This is a genomic window from Gammaproteobacteria bacterium (assembly GCA_027296625.1).
GTDB lineage: Bacteria > Pseudomonadota > Gammaproteobacteria > JAKEHO01 > JAKEHO01 > JAKEHO01.
The window spans coordinates 1-18,908 of sequence record JAPUIX010000168.1 but is presented as its reverse complement, the minus strand read 5'-3'; the positions used below and the strand labels follow the sequence as shown (position 1 = coordinate 18,908).

The 18,908-nt window shown below is 54.7% G+C and carries 19 protein-coding genes; 15 read left to right on the top strand and 4 right to left on the bottom strand.

Translation table 11 applies throughout. From position 1 onward, the window contains the following. The 8 genes from leuS to O6944_10195 all read left to right on the top strand — a co-directional run. On the top strand, positions 1-2,199 hold a 2,199-nt coding region (leuS, locus tag O6944_10230), incomplete at its 5' end, for a leucine--tRNA ligase (protein MCZ6719514.1). 25 nt (positions 2,200-2,224) lie between these two features. Then, positions 2,225-2,737 carry an LPS assembly lipoprotein LptE gene (gene lptE, locus O6944_10225; protein MCZ6719513.1) on the top strand — a complete coding sequence of 171 codons (513 nt, stop codon included), beginning with the start codon at positions 2,225-2,227 and terminating at the stop codon, positions 2,735-2,737. A gap of 36 nt (positions 2,738-2,773) precedes the next feature. Further along, positions 2,774-3,859, top strand: coding sequence for a DNA polymerase III subunit delta (gene holA / locus O6944_10220; GenBank protein MCZ6719512.1), 1,086 nt, complete (start codon positions 2,774-2,776; stop codon positions 3,857-3,859). Between the two features lie 6 nt (positions 3,860-3,865). After that, a complete protein-coding gene (locus O6944_10215; GenBank protein MCZ6719511.1) occupies positions 3,866-5,122 on the top strand; it encodes a glutamate-5-semialdehyde dehydrogenase in 1,257 nt (418 codons plus the stop codon). Positions 5,123-5,172: 50 nt separating this feature from the next. Beyond that, positions 5,173-5,811: a nicotinate-nucleotide adenylyltransferase gene (gene nadD, locus O6944_10210; protein MCZ6719510.1), complete on the top strand. Its 639-nt coding sequence runs from the start codon at positions 5,173-5,175 to the stop codon at positions 5,809-5,811. Continuing rightward, positions 5,811-6,155 carry a ribosome silencing factor gene (gene rsfS / locus O6944_10205; protein MCZ6719509.1) on the top strand — a complete coding sequence of 115 codons (345 nt, stop codon included), beginning with the start codon at positions 5,811-5,813 and terminating at the stop codon, positions 6,153-6,155. The genes nadD and rsfS overlap by 1 nt, the downstream gene beginning before the upstream one ends. A 13-nt stretch (positions 6,156-6,168) precedes the next feature. Further along, the gene (gene rlmH, locus O6944_10200; protein MCZ6719508.1) at positions 6,169-6,639 is read left to right on the top strand and encodes a 23S rRNA (pseudouridine(1915)-N(3))-methyltransferase RlmH; all 471 of its coding nucleotides are present in this window, start codon (positions 6,169-6,171) and stop codon (positions 6,637-6,639) included. After that, positions 6,639-7,220: a Maf family protein gene (locus O6944_10195; protein MCZ6719507.1), complete on the top strand. Its 582-nt coding sequence runs from the start codon at positions 6,639-6,641 to the stop codon at positions 7,218-7,220. The genes rlmH and O6944_10195 overlap by 1 nt, the downstream gene beginning before the upstream one ends. Before the next feature lie 25 nt (positions 7,221-7,245). On the opposite strand, the gene O6944_10190 is transcribed toward O6944_10195, so the two are convergent. Next, positions 7,246-9,291, bottom strand: a complete 2,046-nt coding sequence (locus O6944_10190; GenBank protein ID MCZ6719506.1) for a sodium-translocating pyrophosphatase — start codon at positions 9,289-9,291, stop codon at positions 7,246-7,248. Positions 9,292-9,427: 136 nt separating this feature from the next. After that, positions 9,428-10,696 carry a 6-phosphofructokinase gene (locus O6944_10185; protein ID MCZ6719505.1) on the bottom strand — a complete coding sequence of 423 codons (1,269 nt, stop codon included), beginning with the start codon at positions 10,694-10,696 and terminating at the stop codon, positions 9,428-9,430. A gap of 310 nt (positions 10,697-11,006) precedes the next feature. Here O6944_10185 and O6944_10180 point away from each other — a divergent pair, with 310 nt between their 5' ends. The 3 genes from O6944_10180 to soxZ all read left to right on the top strand — a co-directional run bounded on the left by O6944_10180 (position 11,007) and on the right by soxZ (position 13,295). Then, entirely contained in the window at positions 11,007-12,392 is a 1,386-nt protein-coding gene (locus O6944_10180; GenBank protein ID MCZ6719504.1) for a M48 family metalloprotease, read from the top strand. A gap of 84 nt (positions 12,393-12,476) precedes the next feature. Continuing rightward, entirely contained in the window at positions 12,477-12,947 is a 471-nt protein-coding gene (soxY, locus tag O6944_10175) for a thiosulfate oxidation carrier protein SoxY (GenBank protein MCZ6719503.1), read from the top strand. A 33-nt stretch (positions 12,948-12,980) separates the two neighbouring features. After that, a complete protein-coding gene (soxZ, locus tag O6944_10170) occupies positions 12,981-13,295 on the top strand; it encodes a thiosulfate oxidation carrier complex protein SoxZ (GenBank protein MCZ6719502.1) in 315 nt (104 codons plus the stop codon). 39 nt (positions 13,296-13,334) lie between these two features. Here soxZ and O6944_10165 read toward each other — a convergent pair whose 3' ends face one another. Continuing rightward, a complete protein-coding gene (locus tag O6944_10165; GenBank protein MCZ6719501.1) occupies positions 13,335-15,779 on the bottom strand; it encodes a thioredoxin domain-containing protein in 2,445 nt (814 codons plus the stop codon). Between the two features lie 235 nt (positions 15,780-16,014). Here O6944_10165 and O6944_10160 point away from each other — a divergent pair, with 235 nt between their 5' ends. After that, positions 16,015-16,353 (top strand): hypothetical protein, encoded by a 339-nt coding sequence (locus tag O6944_10160; protein ID MCZ6719500.1) that lies wholly within the window; start codon positions 16,015-16,017, stop codon positions 16,351-16,353. A gap of 15 nt (positions 16,354-16,368) precedes the next feature. On the opposite strand, the gene O6944_10155 is transcribed toward O6944_10160, so the two are convergent. Further along, positions 16,369-16,599 (bottom strand): hypothetical protein, encoded by a 231-nt coding sequence (locus O6944_10155; protein ID MCZ6719499.1) that lies wholly within the window; start codon positions 16,597-16,599, stop codon positions 16,369-16,371. A gap of 246 nt (positions 16,600-16,845) precedes the next feature. On the opposite strand from O6944_10155, the gene O6944_10150 reads away from it, so the two are divergent. The 3 genes from O6944_10150 to O6944_10140 form a co-directional block, all read left to right on the top strand. Next, positions 16,846-17,334, top strand: a complete 489-nt coding sequence (locus O6944_10150; protein MCZ6719498.1) for a tetratricopeptide repeat protein — start codon at positions 16,846-16,848, stop codon at positions 17,332-17,334. Positions 17,335-17,491: 157 nt separating this feature from the next. Next, positions 17,492-18,022 carry a hypothetical protein gene (locus tag O6944_10145; protein MCZ6719497.1) on the top strand — a complete coding sequence of 177 codons (531 nt, stop codon included), beginning with the start codon at positions 17,492-17,494 and terminating at the stop codon, positions 18,020-18,022. A gap of 627 nt (positions 18,023-18,649) precedes the next feature. Further along, the coding region (locus O6944_10140) for a hypothetical protein (protein ID MCZ6719496.1) at positions 18,650-18,908 on the top strand (259 nt) is incomplete at its 3' end.

Genomic DNA, 18,908 nt, shown 5'->3' with positions numbered 1-18,908 from the left:
GGTTTGCCCGCGGAAAATGCCGCGATGGAAAACAAGGTACCCCCTGCCAAGTGGACCCGGGATAACATCGTCTATATGCGCGACCAACTCAAGCGCCTCGGTTTTGCCTACGCTTGGAACCGAGAACTTGCGACGTGCGACCCGTCTTATTACCGCTGGGAACAGTGGTTGTTCACGCGCCTCTTTAAGAAAGGTCTTGTTTACCGAAAGACGGCGATGGTGAACTGGGATCCGGTGGATCAAACGGTGCTCGCCAACGAGCAGGTTGTGGACGGTAAGGGCTGGCGGTCCGGCGCGCCAGTTGAGCGACGGGCAGTCCCCCAGTGGTTTCTCAAGATCACGGCCTATGCGGAGGAGTTATTGGCAGGGCTTGATAACCTCCCTGGCTGGCCAGAGGCCGTTCGCGCGATGCAACAGAACTGGATCGGGCGTTCGGAGGGTATCGATATTGAGTTTCAAGTTGGCGACGCATCGGTAATGGTGTTTACGACCCGCCCCGACACGCTCATGGGGGCGACCTATGTGGTGGTGGCACCGGAGCACCCGCTGGCGGTCAGGGCAGCCGCGGGTAATGCGGTGCTTAAGACCTTTCTTGATGAGTGCACCAATGTGCAGGTATCCGAGGCGGCCTTGGAGACCATGGAAAAGCGCGGCATGGATAGCGGTTTGAAGGCTGTCCATCCAATAACGGCTGAGGCGCTCCCGGTCTGGGTTGCGAACTTCGTGGTGATGACATATGGCTCTGGCGCCGTTATGTCTGTGCCGGCCCACGATCAGCGCGACTTTGAGTTTGCAAAGAAATATGGCCTCCCGATTCGCCCGGTTGTTTATCCGGACAACGGTGACTTGACGCTTGATGAAGCGGCATTTACTGATAAGGGTGTCTTGCGTCATTCGGGTGAATTCGATGGTCTGACATCCGATGATGCATTTGTCGCCATTGCAGAGTTCCTCGAGGCGCGTGGCAAAGGACGTCGGTTGGTTAACTACCGGTTGAGGGATTGGGGCATCTCAAGACAGCGTTACTGGGGTGCGCCGATTCCGATCATCTATTGCGCATCATGCGGCAGTGTCCCCGTGGCCGATGATGACCTCCCCGTGTTATTACCGGAGGATGTGGCACTTGATGAGACTGGCTCACCGCTGAAGCGGCTCACGTCTTTCATCAATACCACGTGTCCCGAGTGCGGTGGGGCTGCAGAACGTGAAACGGACACATTTGATACCTTTGTGGAATCTTCGTGGTACTACGCGCGCTTTGCTTGCCCCGACAGTCATGACGCCATGTTGGATGCCAGGGCGGACTACTGGTTGCCTGTTGATCAATACATCGGCGGCATTGAACATGCCATTCTTCATTTATTGTATGCGCGCTTCTTTCACAGGTTAATGCGTGACGAGGGGCTTGTGGGTTGTGACGAGCCGTTTACACACCTGCTCACGCAGGGCATGGTCCTCAAGGGTGGCGCCAAGATGTCCAAGTCAAAGGGCAATACTGTCGACCCGCAGGCCATGATCGATCAATATGGTGCGGACACCGTACGTTTGTTTATGATGTTCGCGGCGCCGCCGGAGCAGACGCTTGAGTGGTCGGATACGGCCATCGCCGGTGCCTTTCGTTTTTTAAGACGTTTTTGGAAGCTCGCAGCGCATCATCTGTCGCAGGGGCAGGCAGCAGTGAGCAATAAGCATAAACTAACTGCCGAGCAGCGTGCCCTCAGGCGGCAAATCCATGAGACCATTATAAAGGTCAATGACGATATTGGCAGGCGTTATACTTTTAATACGGCCATCGCATCGGTGATGGAGTTAATCAATTCCCTCTCCCGTGCACAGGACAACTCCGAAGCGGGACGGGCCATCATGCAAGAAGGATTGGAAACAGCAGTGCTGCTGCTTGCTCCCATTGTGCCACATATCAGCGATGCAATTTATCGAGCGTTAGGGCACGATGAAATGGTGATCAATGCACCGTGGCCTGCGCCGGATGAGACTGCGTTGACCCGGGAAGAGATTCTCCTGGTGGTACAGGTTAACGGAAAACTACGTGCGCGGATAACGGTACCGACAGACGCGGCCCGTAATGAACTTCAGGAGGCGGCGCTTGCCGACTCGAATGTCCAGCGTTTTGTTGAAAACAGAGAAGTGCAAAAAATTGTAGTTGTCCCGGGGCGTCTGGTTAACATTGTGGTTGATTGATTTCGAAAAATATATGAGAAGATCGATGAATCGAAATTATGTATTACTGCTTGGTTTCGCCTTTCTAATAAGTGCATGTGGGTTTCATTTGCGGGGTTCCACTGACGCGGCACTCGAATTGCCCGTGGTCTATGTCCAATCTCAAGGTGCTGATGCGCTAGCAGCGGAGATTATTCAGCGACTGAATGACGCTGGCGTGTCCACAACGAAAAATCGGGAAGACGCGGAACTCTTGGTGAAGGTCAGAAACGAGTCTTTTGATAGACGTGTACTGGCGGTCTCTGCCCAAACCGGCAAGGTGGAAGAATACCAACTGGGTTACAGAGTAAACCTGTCGGTAGCGAGATCGGATGGCAATGTGCTGATAAAGGATCAGCAGATAGGCGTTGTGAAAGACCTAACCTTCGATGGCACGGATGTGTTGGGAAAGTTTAACGAGGCGGGTGTCGTCGACGATGATATGCGGCGGCAAGCAGCCACGCTGATCTTGAGGCGCCTGCAAGCCATTCAGAAGTTTGCGGTCCTTGTCACGGAGTAAACTGGGAAACCTCTCTCCGTTGATTCGCACTCTTTCATGAAGCTTAAATTCGATCAGCTTGCTCCCAACTTAGAGCGTATGGGCCTGGCGCCGATATATCTTTTAACTGGTGATGAGCCGTTGCAGCGCATGGAAGCAGCGGATGAGATCCGTGCATTCGCAGGCCATCAAGGGTTTGATGAGCGGATCGTACTTACCGTAGAGTCGGGATTCGACTGGAGTGCTCTGCAACATGCACGTGACAACCGCTCGTTGTTTGCGACTCGGCGTCTGATCGAGCTCAGATTGCTTGAGGCCAAACCGGGTCAGGAGGGTGCGCAGGCATTAGCCGCCTATGCAAATAAGCCACCTGACGATACCGTTTTGATCATCATTGCGAGCAAGTTTGATAAAAGAGTCCAGCAAAGTCAGTGGTTCAAGGCCCTGGACGCGAATGGCGTGGTGATTCAGGTCCGGCCAATTGAGCCCCGGCAGCTGCCAGCATGGATCATTGATCGTATGGCGGGTCGCGGGGTGCACGTGACCCCCGAGGCAGCCACATTGATCGCCGAGCGTGTTGAAGGCAATTTGCTGGCGGCTGCCCAGGAGCTGGATAAGCTGCTCCTACTGCGGCCCAATGCAGCGATCGAGGCGAATGATGTCCTCGACGCGGTCGCGGATTCTGCCCGTTTCGATGTCTTTGCCTTGGTCGATGCTGCCCTCGAGGGTGATGCGGGACGAAGTATTCGGATCCTGATGGGGCTTTGCAGTGAGGGAGTGGAAGCAAGCCTGGTGTTGTGGGCGTTGGCGAGGGAGCTTCGGGCGATGTCCGTGATGGCCGAGAAAATGGATTTGGGTCTTGCGCGGGTTTTTGCTGACTTCCGAGTCTGGGAAAGGCGGCGGCCGATTGTTAAACGAGCCTTGGAACGCCACGGGGCGCGAGATTGGCAAGGCTTATTGCGGGAAGCGGCAACGATTGACCGAATCATCAAAGGTGTAACACCGGGCAATGCTTGGGACGCTTTGAAATGTCTGTGTCTGAATATTGCCGGTGTGAAACTCGGGTTAACGTCTTTTAACGGAGTGCATGTATTGGATCACTCTGCACGGTTGCATGAACCGACCCGTGTATCGTCTCGTTAGGTTGGCATGGACATTCAAACCTATATAAAAAAGGTTGGTGAGCGCGCGACGCACGCGGCTGTTGAAATGGCGCGTGCCGAGACAAAGCTCAAGGACAAAGCCGTGCTTGCGATCGCGGCCCATCTTGAAAACCATACAAGTGATCTTTTTGAGGCCAATAGACGCGATCTTGAGACGGGCAGGGCAGGTGGCCTTGATGCAGCGCTTCTGGATCGGTTGGAATTGACCCAGCGGCGAATCAGCGCCATGGCCGAGGGGCTGAGGCAGGTCGCCGGGCTGCCGGATCCCGTCGGGCAGATCAGCAACCTCAGTTACCGGCCTTCCGGCATCCAGGTCGGGCGGATGCGCGTGCCTCTCGGGGTTATCGTCATTATTTATGAATCGCGTCCCAATGTGACGGCAGATGCGGCTGGTCTTTGCCTGAAGTCAGGCAATGCGGCGATCCTGCGCGGCGGTTCAGAAGCGATCCACTCCAATCAGGCAATCGCGGCGTGTATCCACAAGGGGCTGAAAGACGCGGGATTACCGGAGGATGCGGTGCAGGTGATCGAGACCACTGACCGTGCAGCGGTGGGCGAGCTCTTGCGTATGAGGGAGCATGTTGACCTCGTCGTGCCGCGCGGTGGCAAGGGGCTGATGGAACGGGTCACGCGTGAGGCGAGGGTGCCGGTCATTCAGCATCTTCATGGCGTTTGTCATGTGTACATCGATGACGACGCTGATATCGATAAGGCTGTCGCCATCGCTTTTAATGCGAAGGCCCAGCGCTTTGGGACCTGTAATACGATGGAGACACTTTTGGTCGCAGATGCGATTGCCGAGTCCGTATTGGAACGGCTCGGTCCGATGTATCGAGAAGCGGGCGTGGAGATTCGCGGTTGCGAGACCACGCGGACCATCTTGCCCGATGCAATTCCTGCTACTGAGGAGGATTGGTCGACAGAATATCTTGCGCCGATCTTATCAGTTCGCGTAGTGAAGGGATTAGATCAGGCGATCGATCATATTCGTCAGTATGGATCACAACATACTGATGCCATCGTTACCGAAGATGTGAGTGACGGCCGCCGGTTTCTCAGAGAGGTAGATTCCAGCTCCGTAATGATCAACGCGTCCACTCGATTTGCCGACGGGTACGAATATGGCCTCGGCGCAGAGATCGGGATCAGCACGGATAAGTTTCACGCGCGCGGGCCTGTCGGGCTTGAGGGACTGACATCTCAGAAGTTTATCGTGATTGGTGATGGACACATTCGAGAATGAGGGGCATGTGTGGATTGGTGCAGCATACGTCGCTGGTTCGATGAGTGAGCATGAAACCCATTGGTATACTCGGCGGCACGTTTGACCCGGTTCATCATGGTCACCTGCGTCTTGCCCTGGAACTTTATGACGCTCTGGATCTGGCCGAGGTGCGGTTCATCCCGTTACGTACGGCACCGCATCGGGAGGCGCCGCTGGCCGGACGTGACCTTCGCTGCGCGATGTTAGAGGCAGCGATCAAGGACGAGGCGGGCTTGTGCGTTGATGATCGTGAGTTGAGTCGTGAAGGGCCTTCCTACACGATCAATACGCTGACTTCCCTGCGTGAAGAACTAAGTGATACGCCGCTCTGCCTCATCATGGGCATGGATGCTTTCCGGACCCTCGCGAGTTGGCATGACTGGACTAGGCTGCCTGAACTCGCGCATATCGTAGTGGTCGGTAGACCCGGCGCTCATCTAACCGGTGATGTCGAGTTGCAGAAGCTACTCGCTGAGCGATCTGTGGAAGATCCGTCCGCCCTGCACGATCAACCCGCTGGGCATGTCTTTTTAGCGGCTATACCGATGCTTGACATCACCGCATCAGGAATACGGGCAATGATAGCGAGCGGTAGGAGCCCGTGCTTTCTATTGCCAAGCAGCGTGTTGGTCTTGATCCATCAACACGGACTTTATGCGGATAGCTGATGCGATCTAAACGACTCTCCGAACTCGTTGTCGGTGTCCTGGATCAGTTCAAGGCGGTAGATATCCGGGCGATTGATGTCAACGGTATGACAACGATCACCGATTTTATGATCATCGCCAGCGGTAAATCCGATCGTCAGGTCAAGGCCTTAGCTGACAAAGTGATCGAGGCCGCCAAGGAACACGGGATCACACCGTTGGGTGTTGAGGGGCAACAGGAAGGTGATTGGGTTTTAGTTGACCTCGGTGATGCGGTGGTCCATGTCATGCGGCCCGTTGTGCGGGAATTCTACCAGTTGGAGAAACTTTGGACCGGCCACGACCAGCGGCTGAATGCCAGCTAAATTGCCCTAGCAAATGCGGTTCTACCTGATCGCGGTGCGTAAGCGCTTGCCAGCCTGGGTCGATGCTGGATTCCACGAATATGCTAAGCGCTTACCCGCCGAGTGTCGGCTGGAGTTAATTGCGATCCCGCCTGCGAGACGTCGCAAGTCTTCGGTTATGGCGCGTCTTCTCCAGGAAGAAGCGAAACGGATCCTCGCTGCAATACCCACCGGGGCGAAGGTCGTTGCGCTTGCTGAGACCGGTGAGCAATGGAGCTGTCGTGAACTTGCTGATCATATGCATGCATGGATGCGAGCGTCGCCCGATGTAGCGTTGCTTGTGGGTGGAGCGGATGGGCTCGATGGGGCCCTGACAGAGTCGGCTGACTATACCTGGTCGCTATCTCGCCTGACCCTCCCGCATGCCCTGGTGAGCATTATTGTCGTGGAGCAGCTCTATCGCGCCTGGACCATGCTGATTAAACACCCCTACCATCGGGCTTAATGGTTACGTCCGTCTTTCTTGCGTCAAGATCACCTCGCCGCCGCGTGTTACTGGAACAGCTCGGTGTCTCTTATGAGATTATCGACATCGAAGTCGAGGAAACCTGGGACGGGAAAGAATCAGCGCGCGCCTACGTGACTCGCTTGGCACTTGCCAAGGCGGTGGCCGGATGGGAGAAAGTGAAGGGGTTAAAGGCGCCGGCTGTATTTGCAGCCGATACGGTGGTGGTGCTGGATGACAAAATCCTGGGCAAGGCGCGGGCCAAAGACGAAGCGTTGACTATGCTTAGGGCCCTGTCCGGGCGGACGCACCAGGTCTATACAGCGGTGGCCTTGATGGGAACACGCCAAGCCGTACGTGTGAGTGTGAGCCGAGTTAGCTTCTGTCCATTGAGTGAAGCGGAGTGCCTTGCCTATTGGGAGACCGGTGAGCCGCTCGGCAAGGCGGGAGGGTATGCCATTCAGGGTCGGGCAGGCGCCTTCATCGATCGCATCGAGGGGAGCTATTCGGGCGTCGTGGGCCTACCGCTCTATGAAACGGCCCAATTGCTCCGTGCTGCTGGGATCCTTTCCCAACAGTAGGTGCTGAAAAACGCGATCGAACCGATCAGATCAGGGGCACAATCATCAAGGCAACGATGTTCATGATCTTAATTAACGGATTGATTGCGGGCCCGGCCGTGTCCTTGTAGGGATCGCCGACCGTATCGCCTGTAACCGCCGCCTTGTGCGCCTCGCTTCCCTTGCCGCCGAGGTTGCCGTCCTCAATGTACTTTTTGGCGTTGTCCCATGCACCCCCGCCCGCGGTCATGGAGATCGCCACAAAGATCCCGGTGATGATGGTGCCGACGAGCACGGCCCCTAGCGCCTTAGGGGCAGCCTCCGGCCCCATCAGCCAGCCGATCCCGAGCGCGACGATGATGGGCACAAGCACCGGCAGGAGGGACGGGATGATCATCTCCTTAATCGCTGCCTTGGTTAAGAGATCCACGGTCCGCGAGTAATCCGGTTTGGCAGTGCCTTCCATGATGCCATCGATCTCCTTGAATTGCCGGCGTACCTCGACGACCACAGATCCGGCTGCACGACCCACCGCCTCCATGGCCATAGAAGCGAAGAGATAAGGAACCAATCCGCCGATAAAAAGCCCGATGAGCACCGCGGGGTCTGACAGCTGAAACTCAACCAGCTTGCCTACATGCTCTAAGCTATGGGTGTAGTCGGCAAACAGCACGAGCGCTGCGAGCCCGGCGGACCCGATTGCGTACCCTTTGGTCACCGCCTTGGTGGTGTTGCCAACGGCATCCAGGGGATCTGTAATGGCACGCACCTCGCTCGGTAAGTCGGCCATCTCGGCAATGCCCCCGGCGTTGTCCGTGATGGGGCCAAACGCGTCGAGGGCGACGATCACGCCGGTCATGGACAGCATAGCCGTTGCGGCAATCGCAATGCCGTAGACGCCCGCGAGGGTGTAGGCCCCCCAGATGCTTGCACACACGGCGATCACCGGCCAAGTCGTGGATTGCATCGAGACGGCCAAGCCCGCGATGATGTTGGTGGCGTGCCCCGTGGTTGAGGCTTGGGCGATGCGTCGCACCGGTGCGTAATGCGTACTGGTGAAATAATCGGTGATCAAGACCATGAAGGCGGTCAGCGCAAGGCCAATCAAGGCTGCTCCGTAGAGCTGTCCCACGCTGTAGCCTTCGACATCGTTCATCAGCCATCGCGTCACCGGGTAAAAGGCGATGGCGGCCAACACGCCCGAGACGATGAGACCCCGGTAGAGTGCGGTCATGATCTTGTCGCCCTCGGTCGCTTTGACGAAGAATGTCCCGATCACGGAAGCGAGAATGGAAACTCCACCCAGTACCAGGGGATAAACCACCACGTTGGTCGCAGCATCCTTGAACAGCAGACTCCCCAGAAGCATGGTGGCAACGACGGTTACCGCATAGGTTTCGAATAAGTCCGCTGCCATGCCCGCACAATCCCCGACGTTGTCCCCGACGTTGTCAGCAATAACCGCTGGGTTACGGGGATCATCCTCCGGGATCCCGACCTCAAGTTTGCCTACGAGGTCAGCGCCCACATCAGCGCCTTTGGTAAAGATACCCCCACCGAGACGGGCGAAGATGGAGATCAATGAGCCGCCAAACGCGAGGCCGACCAGCGGGGTAAGGGGTGTCGCCTCGCCGTTTGGAGTGACGGCAGTTAGGATCGCATAGTAGCCGGTGACTCCGATGAGCCCAAGGCCTACCACAAGCATCCCCGTGATGGCGCCGCCTCTAAAAGCGACGGTGAGCGCCGCATTCAATCCGTTTTTTGCCGCTTCAGCGGTGCGCAGGTTCGCGCGCACCGAGATGTTCATGCCCATATAACCCGCTGCGCTTGATAAGACTGCACCAAGAAGGAAACCGAAAGCCGTCTGCCAATCTAGGGCGACGCCGATGATCAAAAACAGTACAGCGCCAACGACGCTAATGGTGGTGTACTGGCGGTTTAGATAGGCGGAGGCGCCCTGTTGGATTGCTGCGGCAATCTCGCGCATGCGGTCACTGCCCTGCGGCTGTGCGAGAACCCAACGAGTTGACCAGGCACCGTAGACCAGGGCCAGTATTCCGCATAACAACGCGAAACCTAGAGCTGTTGACATGAAGACCCCCTTCTGAGCATTTGTTGTGATTGAAAAAAAGGGGCTAGTCTGCCCCTGTGTCGCTGAGTACAGTCCACGTTTGCCGAACGCATCCATGGACTGCTCGTTGGTAGAGGACGCTCATTCTACTTTGATATCATTTGAGTTCAAAGGCAGTCTTGGTCACTTTCGGGACCGCTATATTTTTGAGTTTTACGTACTGTGGCAAGCCATTTTTGTAGGGTGGATAGTCTTCACCTTGGATCAAAGGCTTAATGTAACGCCGACATGCCTCTGTGATACCAAAGCCGTCTTTGCGGATAAATTCAGCGGGCATCTTTTTCTCTGCGTTTGCGACATCTTTTAGCAGGGCCGTGCCGATCTCCCACTCGTAGGGGTCGTCGGACTTGCGTACGATGATCGGCATGACGGCCGTGTTACCCTGAACAGCAAGTTCGACGGCCGCCTTTCCCAAGGCGTAGGCTTGATCGACGTCGGTTTTCGACGCGATGTGCCGCGCTGAGCGTTGCAAGTAATCGGCAACAGCCCAGTGGCACTTGTAGCCGAGTTCGGTTTTGATGCTGTTTACAAGCAGCGGCGCAACGCCCCCGAGCTGGGCATGCCCAAACGCGTCACGGGTTCCTGCTTCGGCAAGAAACTGACCTTCCTGATTGCGTACACCCTCAGAGACGACGATACAACAGTAACCATGGCGTTCCACGTTCTCCTTCACTTTGGCGAGGAAGCGCTGTGGCTCGAGCGGAATTTCCGGGAACAGAATGATATGTGGCGGATCGCCTTCTTTCTCGGCGGCGAGGCCGCTCGCCGCGGCAATCCAGCCCGCGTGACGCCCCATGACCTCCATGATAAAAACTTTTGTGGAGGTTTCTGCCATGGATGCGACGTCCAGACCCGCTTCACGGATGGATACGGCTACGTATTTTGCGACGGAACCAAATCCCGGGCAGTTGTCCGTCAGGGGCAAGTCATTGTCAACGGTCTTTGGGATCCCGATGCAGGTGATCGGGTAATCGAGTTTCTCGCTGATTTGGGAGACTTTATATGTGGTATCTTGTGAGTCGCCGCCTCCATTGTAGAAAAAGAACGCAATGTTGTGTGCCTTAAAAACTTCAATCAGTCGCTGATACTCTGCCTTACTCTCTTCATATCCCGTAAGTTTAAAGCGGCATGAACCAAATGCGCCCCCAGGTGTATGCTGCAAGGCGGCGATCGACTCAGGTGGCTCAAAGCTCGTGTCAATGAGGTCTTCGGTCAAGGCTCCGATGATCCCATTTCGCCCGGCATAGACATTGGATATTCGATCCGCATGTTGCCGGGCCGTCTCAATCACACCGGAGGCAGTCGCGTTAATCACCGCAGTGACCCCGCCGGATTGTGCATAGAATGCGTTGTAGCTGTCTGGCATACTAGATTGACGCTCTCTGGTTAACGGGCCCTGAGTTTCATGTTCGTGATTGCATGGCCGGGTTGGGTGCGATTAGCAAGACTACCGTATTATTCTTGTCATAGACGGTAAACACAATGAGATGCGCGAGCATCCTTGATATGCCTAGTGTCAGTTCAACAGAAAGTACATTTCACCCCGCAGGGAACTTGTAACAGATATCTCCGCTCAATAGATTCATTGCGTTGAAGGCGTCGAAAGTGGAATGTTGAGGTCGATTAAGCCCGTTTTGTTGGGATTTTTGCTCTGTGCTGGGCCTGTTTCTCAGCCAATGTGGGCCGTCGATCTTCCGGATATAGGGGATCCATCAGGCAGCACGATCTCACCCGAGGCCGAGCGACGGTTAGGTGAAGCGTTTATGCGTGTGCTTCGCCAACATGTCGTGATTATCGATGACCCGGAGGTGGAGGCATACATCCAGTCGATAGGTTATCGTCTTGTTGCTCAGAGCGACAATAACACTCAGCAATTTACGTTCTTTATCGTAGACGATTCAGTGATCAACGCATTTGCTGCACCCGGCGGATTTATCGGAATTAACAGTGGCGTCATACTGACTTCATATAACGAAGGTGAACTCGCGGCTGTCATGGCCCACGAAGTTTCTCACATCACCCAGCGGCATCTTGCCCGTGCGTTTGAACAGGTAAACCGATTAAGCTTACCCGTGGCTGCCTCAATGCTTGGGGCGATACTGCTCGGCGTGCTGAATCCTGAAGCGGGCCAGGCTGCTCTGACGGGTATATTGGCAGGACAGGCCCAGGCGCAAATTAATTTTACGCGCGCAAATGAAGAAGAAGCAGACCGCGTTGGGATGGGGCTGCTCGTTCGGTCGGGCTATGATCCTCAGGGCATGCCCGGGTTTTTCGAACGCTTGCAACAGGCCTCACGTTTCTATGGTGGACAGCCGCCAGAATACTTAAGTACCCATCCGGTGACGGTCTCACGTATTGCAGATTCGAGGAACCGCGCTGCCCAGTATCCGTACAGGCAGTATCCTGACAGTGTCGCCTACCGGCTGGTAAGGGCGAAGTTGCGCGTCATCACAGCTGACGAGCCCGAGCAAGCGGCAAGGTACTTCGAAGAACAGTTGCGAACCGGCCAGTACAACGATGAAAATGCCGTCCGATATGGTTATGCCTTGGCGTTGATGGCGAATCGTAAATATGGAAAGGCGCGTCAGCAACTTAAAGAGCTACTGCGCTCGGATAGCGAGCGCGTTGCCTATACGCTGGCAGCAGCGAGGCTGGAAACTGCAGAGGGCCGTTATGAATCAGCGCTTACGATTTATTCTGAATCGCTAAAACTCTACCCTAATTATCGCCCTCTCATTCTCGGCTATGCAGAGACGTTGCTGGTAGCCGGTGAGCCGACTGAAGCAAGAAAAATATTACGTGACTATGCATGGAATAATGAACTTAGCCCGATGTATTTTAAACTTCTTGCCCAGGCCGAGGGTCAATCTGGTGCCGAAGTGGACGCACGGATGTCTATGGGGGAATATTACTATTTATTAGGGCAGACGGCTTTCGCTATAGAGCAATTCAAGCGCGCGCAAAGCATGCTCGTAGTCGATGACTATCAAAAAGCGCGTATTAGTGCACGCCTGCAGCAACTCCAAGAAGAGCTTGAATTGGAAAGGAAATTCAAACTGTAGACAATCCTGCCCGCGTTTCAGCACATTATGCGCCTTCCTATAGAGTCACTGGCCCAGAGAATGCGTCCCCGTAACAACTTGCCAATGAGTATTAACCGCCGACAGGTGTTAAAAATTGCGTTAGCGGCCGGCGCCGCGGGCCTGGCCTGTACTGCGGGGCTTTTTAAACCGATCAGGGTACGCGCGGCTTGGCCAGAAAAAGCCTTTGCTCAGAAGACTGAACAGGACGCCATCGCCATGCTTTATGGTGATGAAGCGATTACTTCAAGCGACGTGATCAAGATCGGAGTACATGATTTGATCGAGAATGGCGCTGTTGTGCCGGTCAAGGTGACGGCAGAGCTAGATAATGTTCAGTCCATCTCGGTACTCGTTGAAAAGAATCCGTACCCTTTGATAGGGCGTTTTGAATTGAGCCCAGATGCTGAGGGGTTTGTCGCAACGCGCATCAAGATGGGCGAGTCGTCTGACATCATTGCCGTAGTCTCGGCGGACGGCACGCTCTACAGCGCGCGTAAATTTGTTGAGGTGACAGAAGGTGGTTGTAGCGACTAACGCCACGCCACGGGGTGACAGATTCCTGTAACCATGGTCGCACGCATTAAGATACGAACCAAGTTAGCTGATGGCGTCACCATGGTTAGGGTTCTCATGATTCATCCTATGGAGACGGGACTGCGCAAAGATCGTGACACAGGAGAGTCCATCCCGGCGCATTATATTAGAGAGGTGCTGTGTGAGCACAACGACCGGGTTGTGCTGAAGGCTTATTGGGGGATCGCCATATCGAAGAACCCCTATCTGTCGTTTCGGCTTAACGGTGCAGTTCCGGGGGATACCATTACCATCAGCTGGATCGATAATCGAGGCGCAAGCGCCTTTGAAAAAGCGATTATTGAATAGCCAATCGCATCAAATCACCCATCCGCGTTCATGAAGCGCTTATAGCGGTGCACCATGCCAATGCACGCGTTCAACGCTGGTACCCGGCAGTTCCATGACAAGCACCTCAGGGGGCAGACACATTTCGTTATTGCACGCTTGGATGTGAAGTCGAAGTGGAAGGACCAGCGGCTTCTCGCCTGTGTCTTCAGCGCTTTCGATGATCTCGGTGCTCAGCGTGATTCGACCTTGATACACGCCAAGGGGCGCATTGCTGAAGGCGAGTTTGACTATATCCGGTGACGGATAGCGTACGGGGGCTAAGCGCCAGGGGCCAGTGCCATCCGCTAGAGTCAACGTGGTGGCGATGAGCTCCTTTTGACTTGGTTCGTGGGCGTTAATGTGCCAGCTATCGCGGATGACGAGATTAATTGCAAGCTTTCTATGTTGAGCCAATCTTGCCGTGGCGATAACATTGCCCCTTGCGCCGTAGGCCCGCTCGCCCACGGCGCCGTGGAAGAGTTCATCGGCACCAAACAGCATGTAAGCGTAGGCGCTTCGAGCCTGCTCAATCGAGGAGGCAAAGCTCGCCAGCGTTTGGTTTGCCTTGTCCGCATACCGCTGATCACCCGTGCGACTTGCTAGCATCGCGAGCATCCGTACAGCTACAGAGTTCCCCGAAGGGATCGCGCCATCCGTGACGCTCTTGGGCCGGGCAATGAGAACAGGTCGCGTGTTCTGAGAACTCATGAAGAAGCCACCGCCCTGATCATCCCAGAACTTTGCGAGCATCATATCGGCCACATCCTGGGCCCGCGCGAGCCAGACGGGATCGCCGCTCGCATCATAAAGCGTTGCGAACGCCTCGCCGAGATAGGCATAGTCTTCTTGACCCGCTGCGACAGCGGCCACGCCATCGAGGTAGGCGCGTGACAGTTCGCCATCCGGCAAGCGGTTTGTCTTCCACACGGATTTGGCGGCTTTTTGTGCTGCAGCCAGATAACGTTCTTCCGTCAAAATTTCAGTGGCTTCGGCTAGGGCCGTGATCATCATCGCATTCCAGGCTGTGACGATTTTGTCATCCCGTATCGGGTGAGGGCGGGTATTCCGATATGTTCGCAATTGTTCGCGGATCTGATCGACGTCATGCACGAGCATGGGCAGATCTAAATCGTGTGCGTGGGCGTACTCCTCTAAATAGACTGGTAAGTGGAGGATATTGCTACCCTCAAAGTTGCCTTCACTCGTGACACCATAGAGGGCAATGGCAAGTTCGGCGTCTTCTTCACTCAATGGCTCTTGGATTTCCTCGAGCGTCCAAATATAAAATCCTCCTTCCTTGCCCGCGCTATCTGCATCGATTGCCGCATAGAAACTACCCTGAGGCGAGGTCATGTCGCTCAGGACAAAATCGAGGATCTGGAGGGTGACGCGCGCGTAGATGGGTTTGCTGGTGATGCGATAGGCGCGCAGGTAGGCACGAGCGAGCTGGGCCTGGTTGTATAACATTTTTTCAAAGTGGGGAACGAGCCAGTTAGGATCAGTTGCGTAGCGGTGAAATCCACCGCCCACTTGGTCATGGATTCCGCCATTCGCCATCGCCAATAGGCTCGTCTCGGCAGCCGCGAGCGCGTCTGCGTCGCCACGGCGTGACGCGGATTCAAGCAGCAATAGTAATGCAGGCTCATTTGGAAATTTCGGTGCATCAGAAAAACCGCCAAGTAATGGATCATGGCGTGCGACAAGTTCCGCTACAGCGCCTTGCACCGTGTCGCTTTCCATGCGGCGGGCCGTACCGCGAGCTGCTGTGACCTTGCGGACAGCGTTGGTTAAGTCTTCTGCTTGCGCCACGACCTCTGTCCTTTGTGTCTCCCATAGTTCACTAATCCGACGTAAGAGGCGCTCAAACTGCGCTGGTGGAAAATAGGTTCCTCCGAAAAACGGTTTACCCTCTGGGGTGAGAAAGCTAGACATTGGCCACCCGCCGCGTCCCGTTGTCAGCACGACTGCGCTCATGTATAGCTCGTCGAGGTCTGGTCGACGCTCACGATCGACCTTAATCGACACGAAGTGGCTATTCATCAGTCTCGCGATCTCAACGTTGTCGAAACTTTCCCGTTCCATCACGTGGCACCAATGACACGTGGAATAGCCAATGGAGAGAAAGATTGGCTTTTGTTCGCGCTTCGCAGTTTCTAATGCCTCTTCACCCCACGCATACCAATTGACGGGATTGTGGGCATGCTGAACAAGGTAGGGCGAAGCTTCGAAGATGAGGCGGTTCGTAAATACGGGTCTTCCGTCAGGTAACCTGTGCTCGCTTCTCGGATCGTAATCTGGCCCTTTGGCGAGGAGTGTTGTCTCCAAACGGTTACGCAGTTTAGCTGGATACGGGTCTGCGCCGGGTGGGTCGCTAAGCGCATCAACAGTTGCTACATTCAGCGCAATGATTGCAGCAGTAGACCCTACTATGATCAGTAGTCTGTTGGTGATGGCTTGCCTCATGACTTGCTTCGCGATTTGAAGAGCGTATGTTGGGTCAATCGGGAGGGACGCAGGGAGACATCTTTATTGTGTCTGAGCTTTGTGTCTGAGGCAGAGGGTGTTACCGTAGTTCTTTTGGGTGTTTGCATGCTGGTCATGATGTAGCTTAGAGAAGTGGGATTTCGATTCGGTTCAAATACCGTCCGATAGAAAAATGGGGTACGCACTTGGGTAGGAAAAACTAAAGGTACGTGCCATGACGGGTGTAATAAAACTTTGTCAATGCTGCTTCAAGCCGATTAAGGACCAGGAGTACGTCGACATGAGGGTCAAGGTGGGAGACCCCTCAGGACTATGTATAGAGTGCTTGAGTCTATATGCTGTGCTTGAATACCGTTTTCCAAATAAATCCGAGACAGAGCTGCGTGACCAGACACGCTTTGTTTGTTGCTACGAAACCCTACCGCCGGACTTAAAGGTCAGAATGCATCGATTGCTGTTCCTATTACAGAATAATAGCCGCCGTGCGCGCCGCCTTCTCGACCTCGCGGCAAAGGGACAATTGGATCTGTCTCAATTACTCGCTATTGTCTAGTCGGGCTGTTTCCGCTCAAAGATACGGATGTTGTCCGCTTAGGATCTCCCAAACCTCATCGGCGCTTGCCTTGATTTCCAGAACTGCGTCTGAAACGGCAAGTACCTCGAAGCCCAGTGCCCTGAACTTCTCGGCATAGAATGTCGTTCCCGGCGGGTCATCAGGGCGGTCCGCAGTCCGGTGATATTCGCGCGCCATCTCGGGTGACAGCTTGAATATCCCAGTATTGCGATCGTACTCTTCCATTGATCGGTTCCCCTTAGCACGTCTGGGCGATGGGGCGGGTCGCGTGCCACTAAGATAACAGTTTACTTCCTCATATGGGAAATCAAGCGGCGTGTAATGGTGCTCCATTCTTTGATTGCTTGCGTTGGACGTTGTGGTGAAGCGGGCGTTGGGAGGCGGTACAATATTGGCATCCAGATGCGTGTTCAAAGAGGGCTAATACACGCAAGCTGCAGTAACGCAGAGTGACTCATTGTGAGAGTTCCGATGCCACTAAACCTGACGCTGTTGTTAGCGCTTCTGATTGTTGTCCTGTCGGCCGCTGTCGCAGCGGATTTCAATGCGGGTGTCGCTGCCTATGAACGCGGCGATTACGCGGAGGCACTTGAGGCGTTCAGGGTCCTAGCTCAAGAGGGCGATCCGCACGCACAATACAATCTAGGTGTTCAGTACTATAGGGGCGAAGGGGTCGCCCGAGACGATACGGTCGCGGCGCATTGGTTTCATAAGGCGGCCGAGAATGGTATCACGCCCGCGCAACACATCCTGGGGGCCATGTATTTTAAGGGGGAAGGGGTGGCACAGGATTACGTGCAATCCTATGCCTTGTTTAATGTTGCGGCCCAGGCTGGGGACGAAGTGGCGCGGCAAAATCGTGATGTCATGGTGAAGCTAATGACGCCGGCCCAGCTTGAGGAGGCCCGGGGTATGTCAAAGGAGTTCGCCGAGAAATATGGTAATCAGGGAGCCCCTTAAACAGAGTCGCTTAATACATTGGCCGCTATCTAGAATCAAAATTCATCGCGATTAGGCACATCCAGGGCCTGATCTAATAGTGGATGAAACTGATGGCCGCACAGAATGGTCGAATGACATATCGTGAATTGATCGGATTTGTGCTGGGAGAGCAACGATGAACAAGATGAGCACTGTATCGCTCTTTATCGTATTACTGTACCTCTTAACCCCTTCGCTCGGGGCATACACGCAAGGAGGGTACACGAAGGGTGATGGAGGCCAGTTTTCACACCTAACGCTCCAGGGTATCGACACCGTCACATTGCGTATTAACGGGATGTCGCCCAACTACAAACGCTACGGAATCGATAAGGCGAGGTGGGAGCAGACCATCACGGAGCGTTTGCAGAAAGCGGGCCTGAGCGTGATTAGTTATGACGAAGCAATTCAGACACCCTCGGCCGTTTTGATGCAACTGGACCTGTTCGTGAATTACAACTACGCTTATTATTCATACGGCATCATGCTGGCGGTCAAGCACAAAGTACCGCTACCGACTACGCAGGATTCTTTCGTCTCGGGCACAATTTGGTCAGACTATAAGAATCATTACGGTCGGAGTATCGATCTGAGGAAGATCAACAGCTACATTGATGACTTAATCAATCACTTCCTCGCCGATTATCACGCTCAGAATACCGGCTAAGTTCGTGAATTGCCTTCGTGTAGGGCGCTCGCGAAAATCTTTCCTTCCTTTTACCCCTGCGAAATTTTGATCTAGGCGTATGCGCAGTGCCCGCAGCTTGGGCGTGTGAGTCAATGGGTTGGTGGGCCGTGCAGGGTGAGCTGGAGAGACGCTGATGTTCTGTGAACATCAGCGCCAGCGAACAGGCGCACCTTGGGCGAGACGGAACCAGGCGGCGATCCGGTGAATTGTCACCCCGTCGAGCGGGTTCGCCACGGCAGGCGAACCCCGGACTTTCCAGCGTAGCGGGACTGTGAAGCGCAGAAAGGTAAGACCCGGCCTTTTAAGCGGAGCAAGGACTGTGCAGCGCAGAAAGCGAATTATAGGTTCGAATTCCAATGACCGTGGCCCGGCGAGATCCTGAAAAGGCGGATCTGGTGTATGGGGACGTTATGGTGGGCCGTGAAGGAATCGAACCTTCGACCAACGGATTAAAAGTCCGGTGCTCTCCATGCCTATACTGTTCCATGCTATCTCACAAGCCCCGTTATTCCTATCTCTCAGCCCCTTCTAGCTGACCATGTTTTCCCATGAGGTCTATGTTGTGGTAAAATAAGTGCCACCATAACGGACACCTTAACTAATACCTTGCAGAAAATTCAGTGGACAGCGCCCGGACTTAAGGGGGTGCGGCATAGCGGCAGGACAGACAATAAGGGAAGGCCGATAAAAGACCGCTACAGTGAGAACAATGATCGGCGCAACGTAGGACGATTGATCTTCGAAGTATTGCCTAGCGGCAAGTCTTTTTATTTCCAGTATTTCCCCAAAGATGGCCGCAGGCGGCTTGTCCGTATTGGCCCATTCAAGGCCGACAACACAACCCCAGGCTACACGCTGGCAGAGG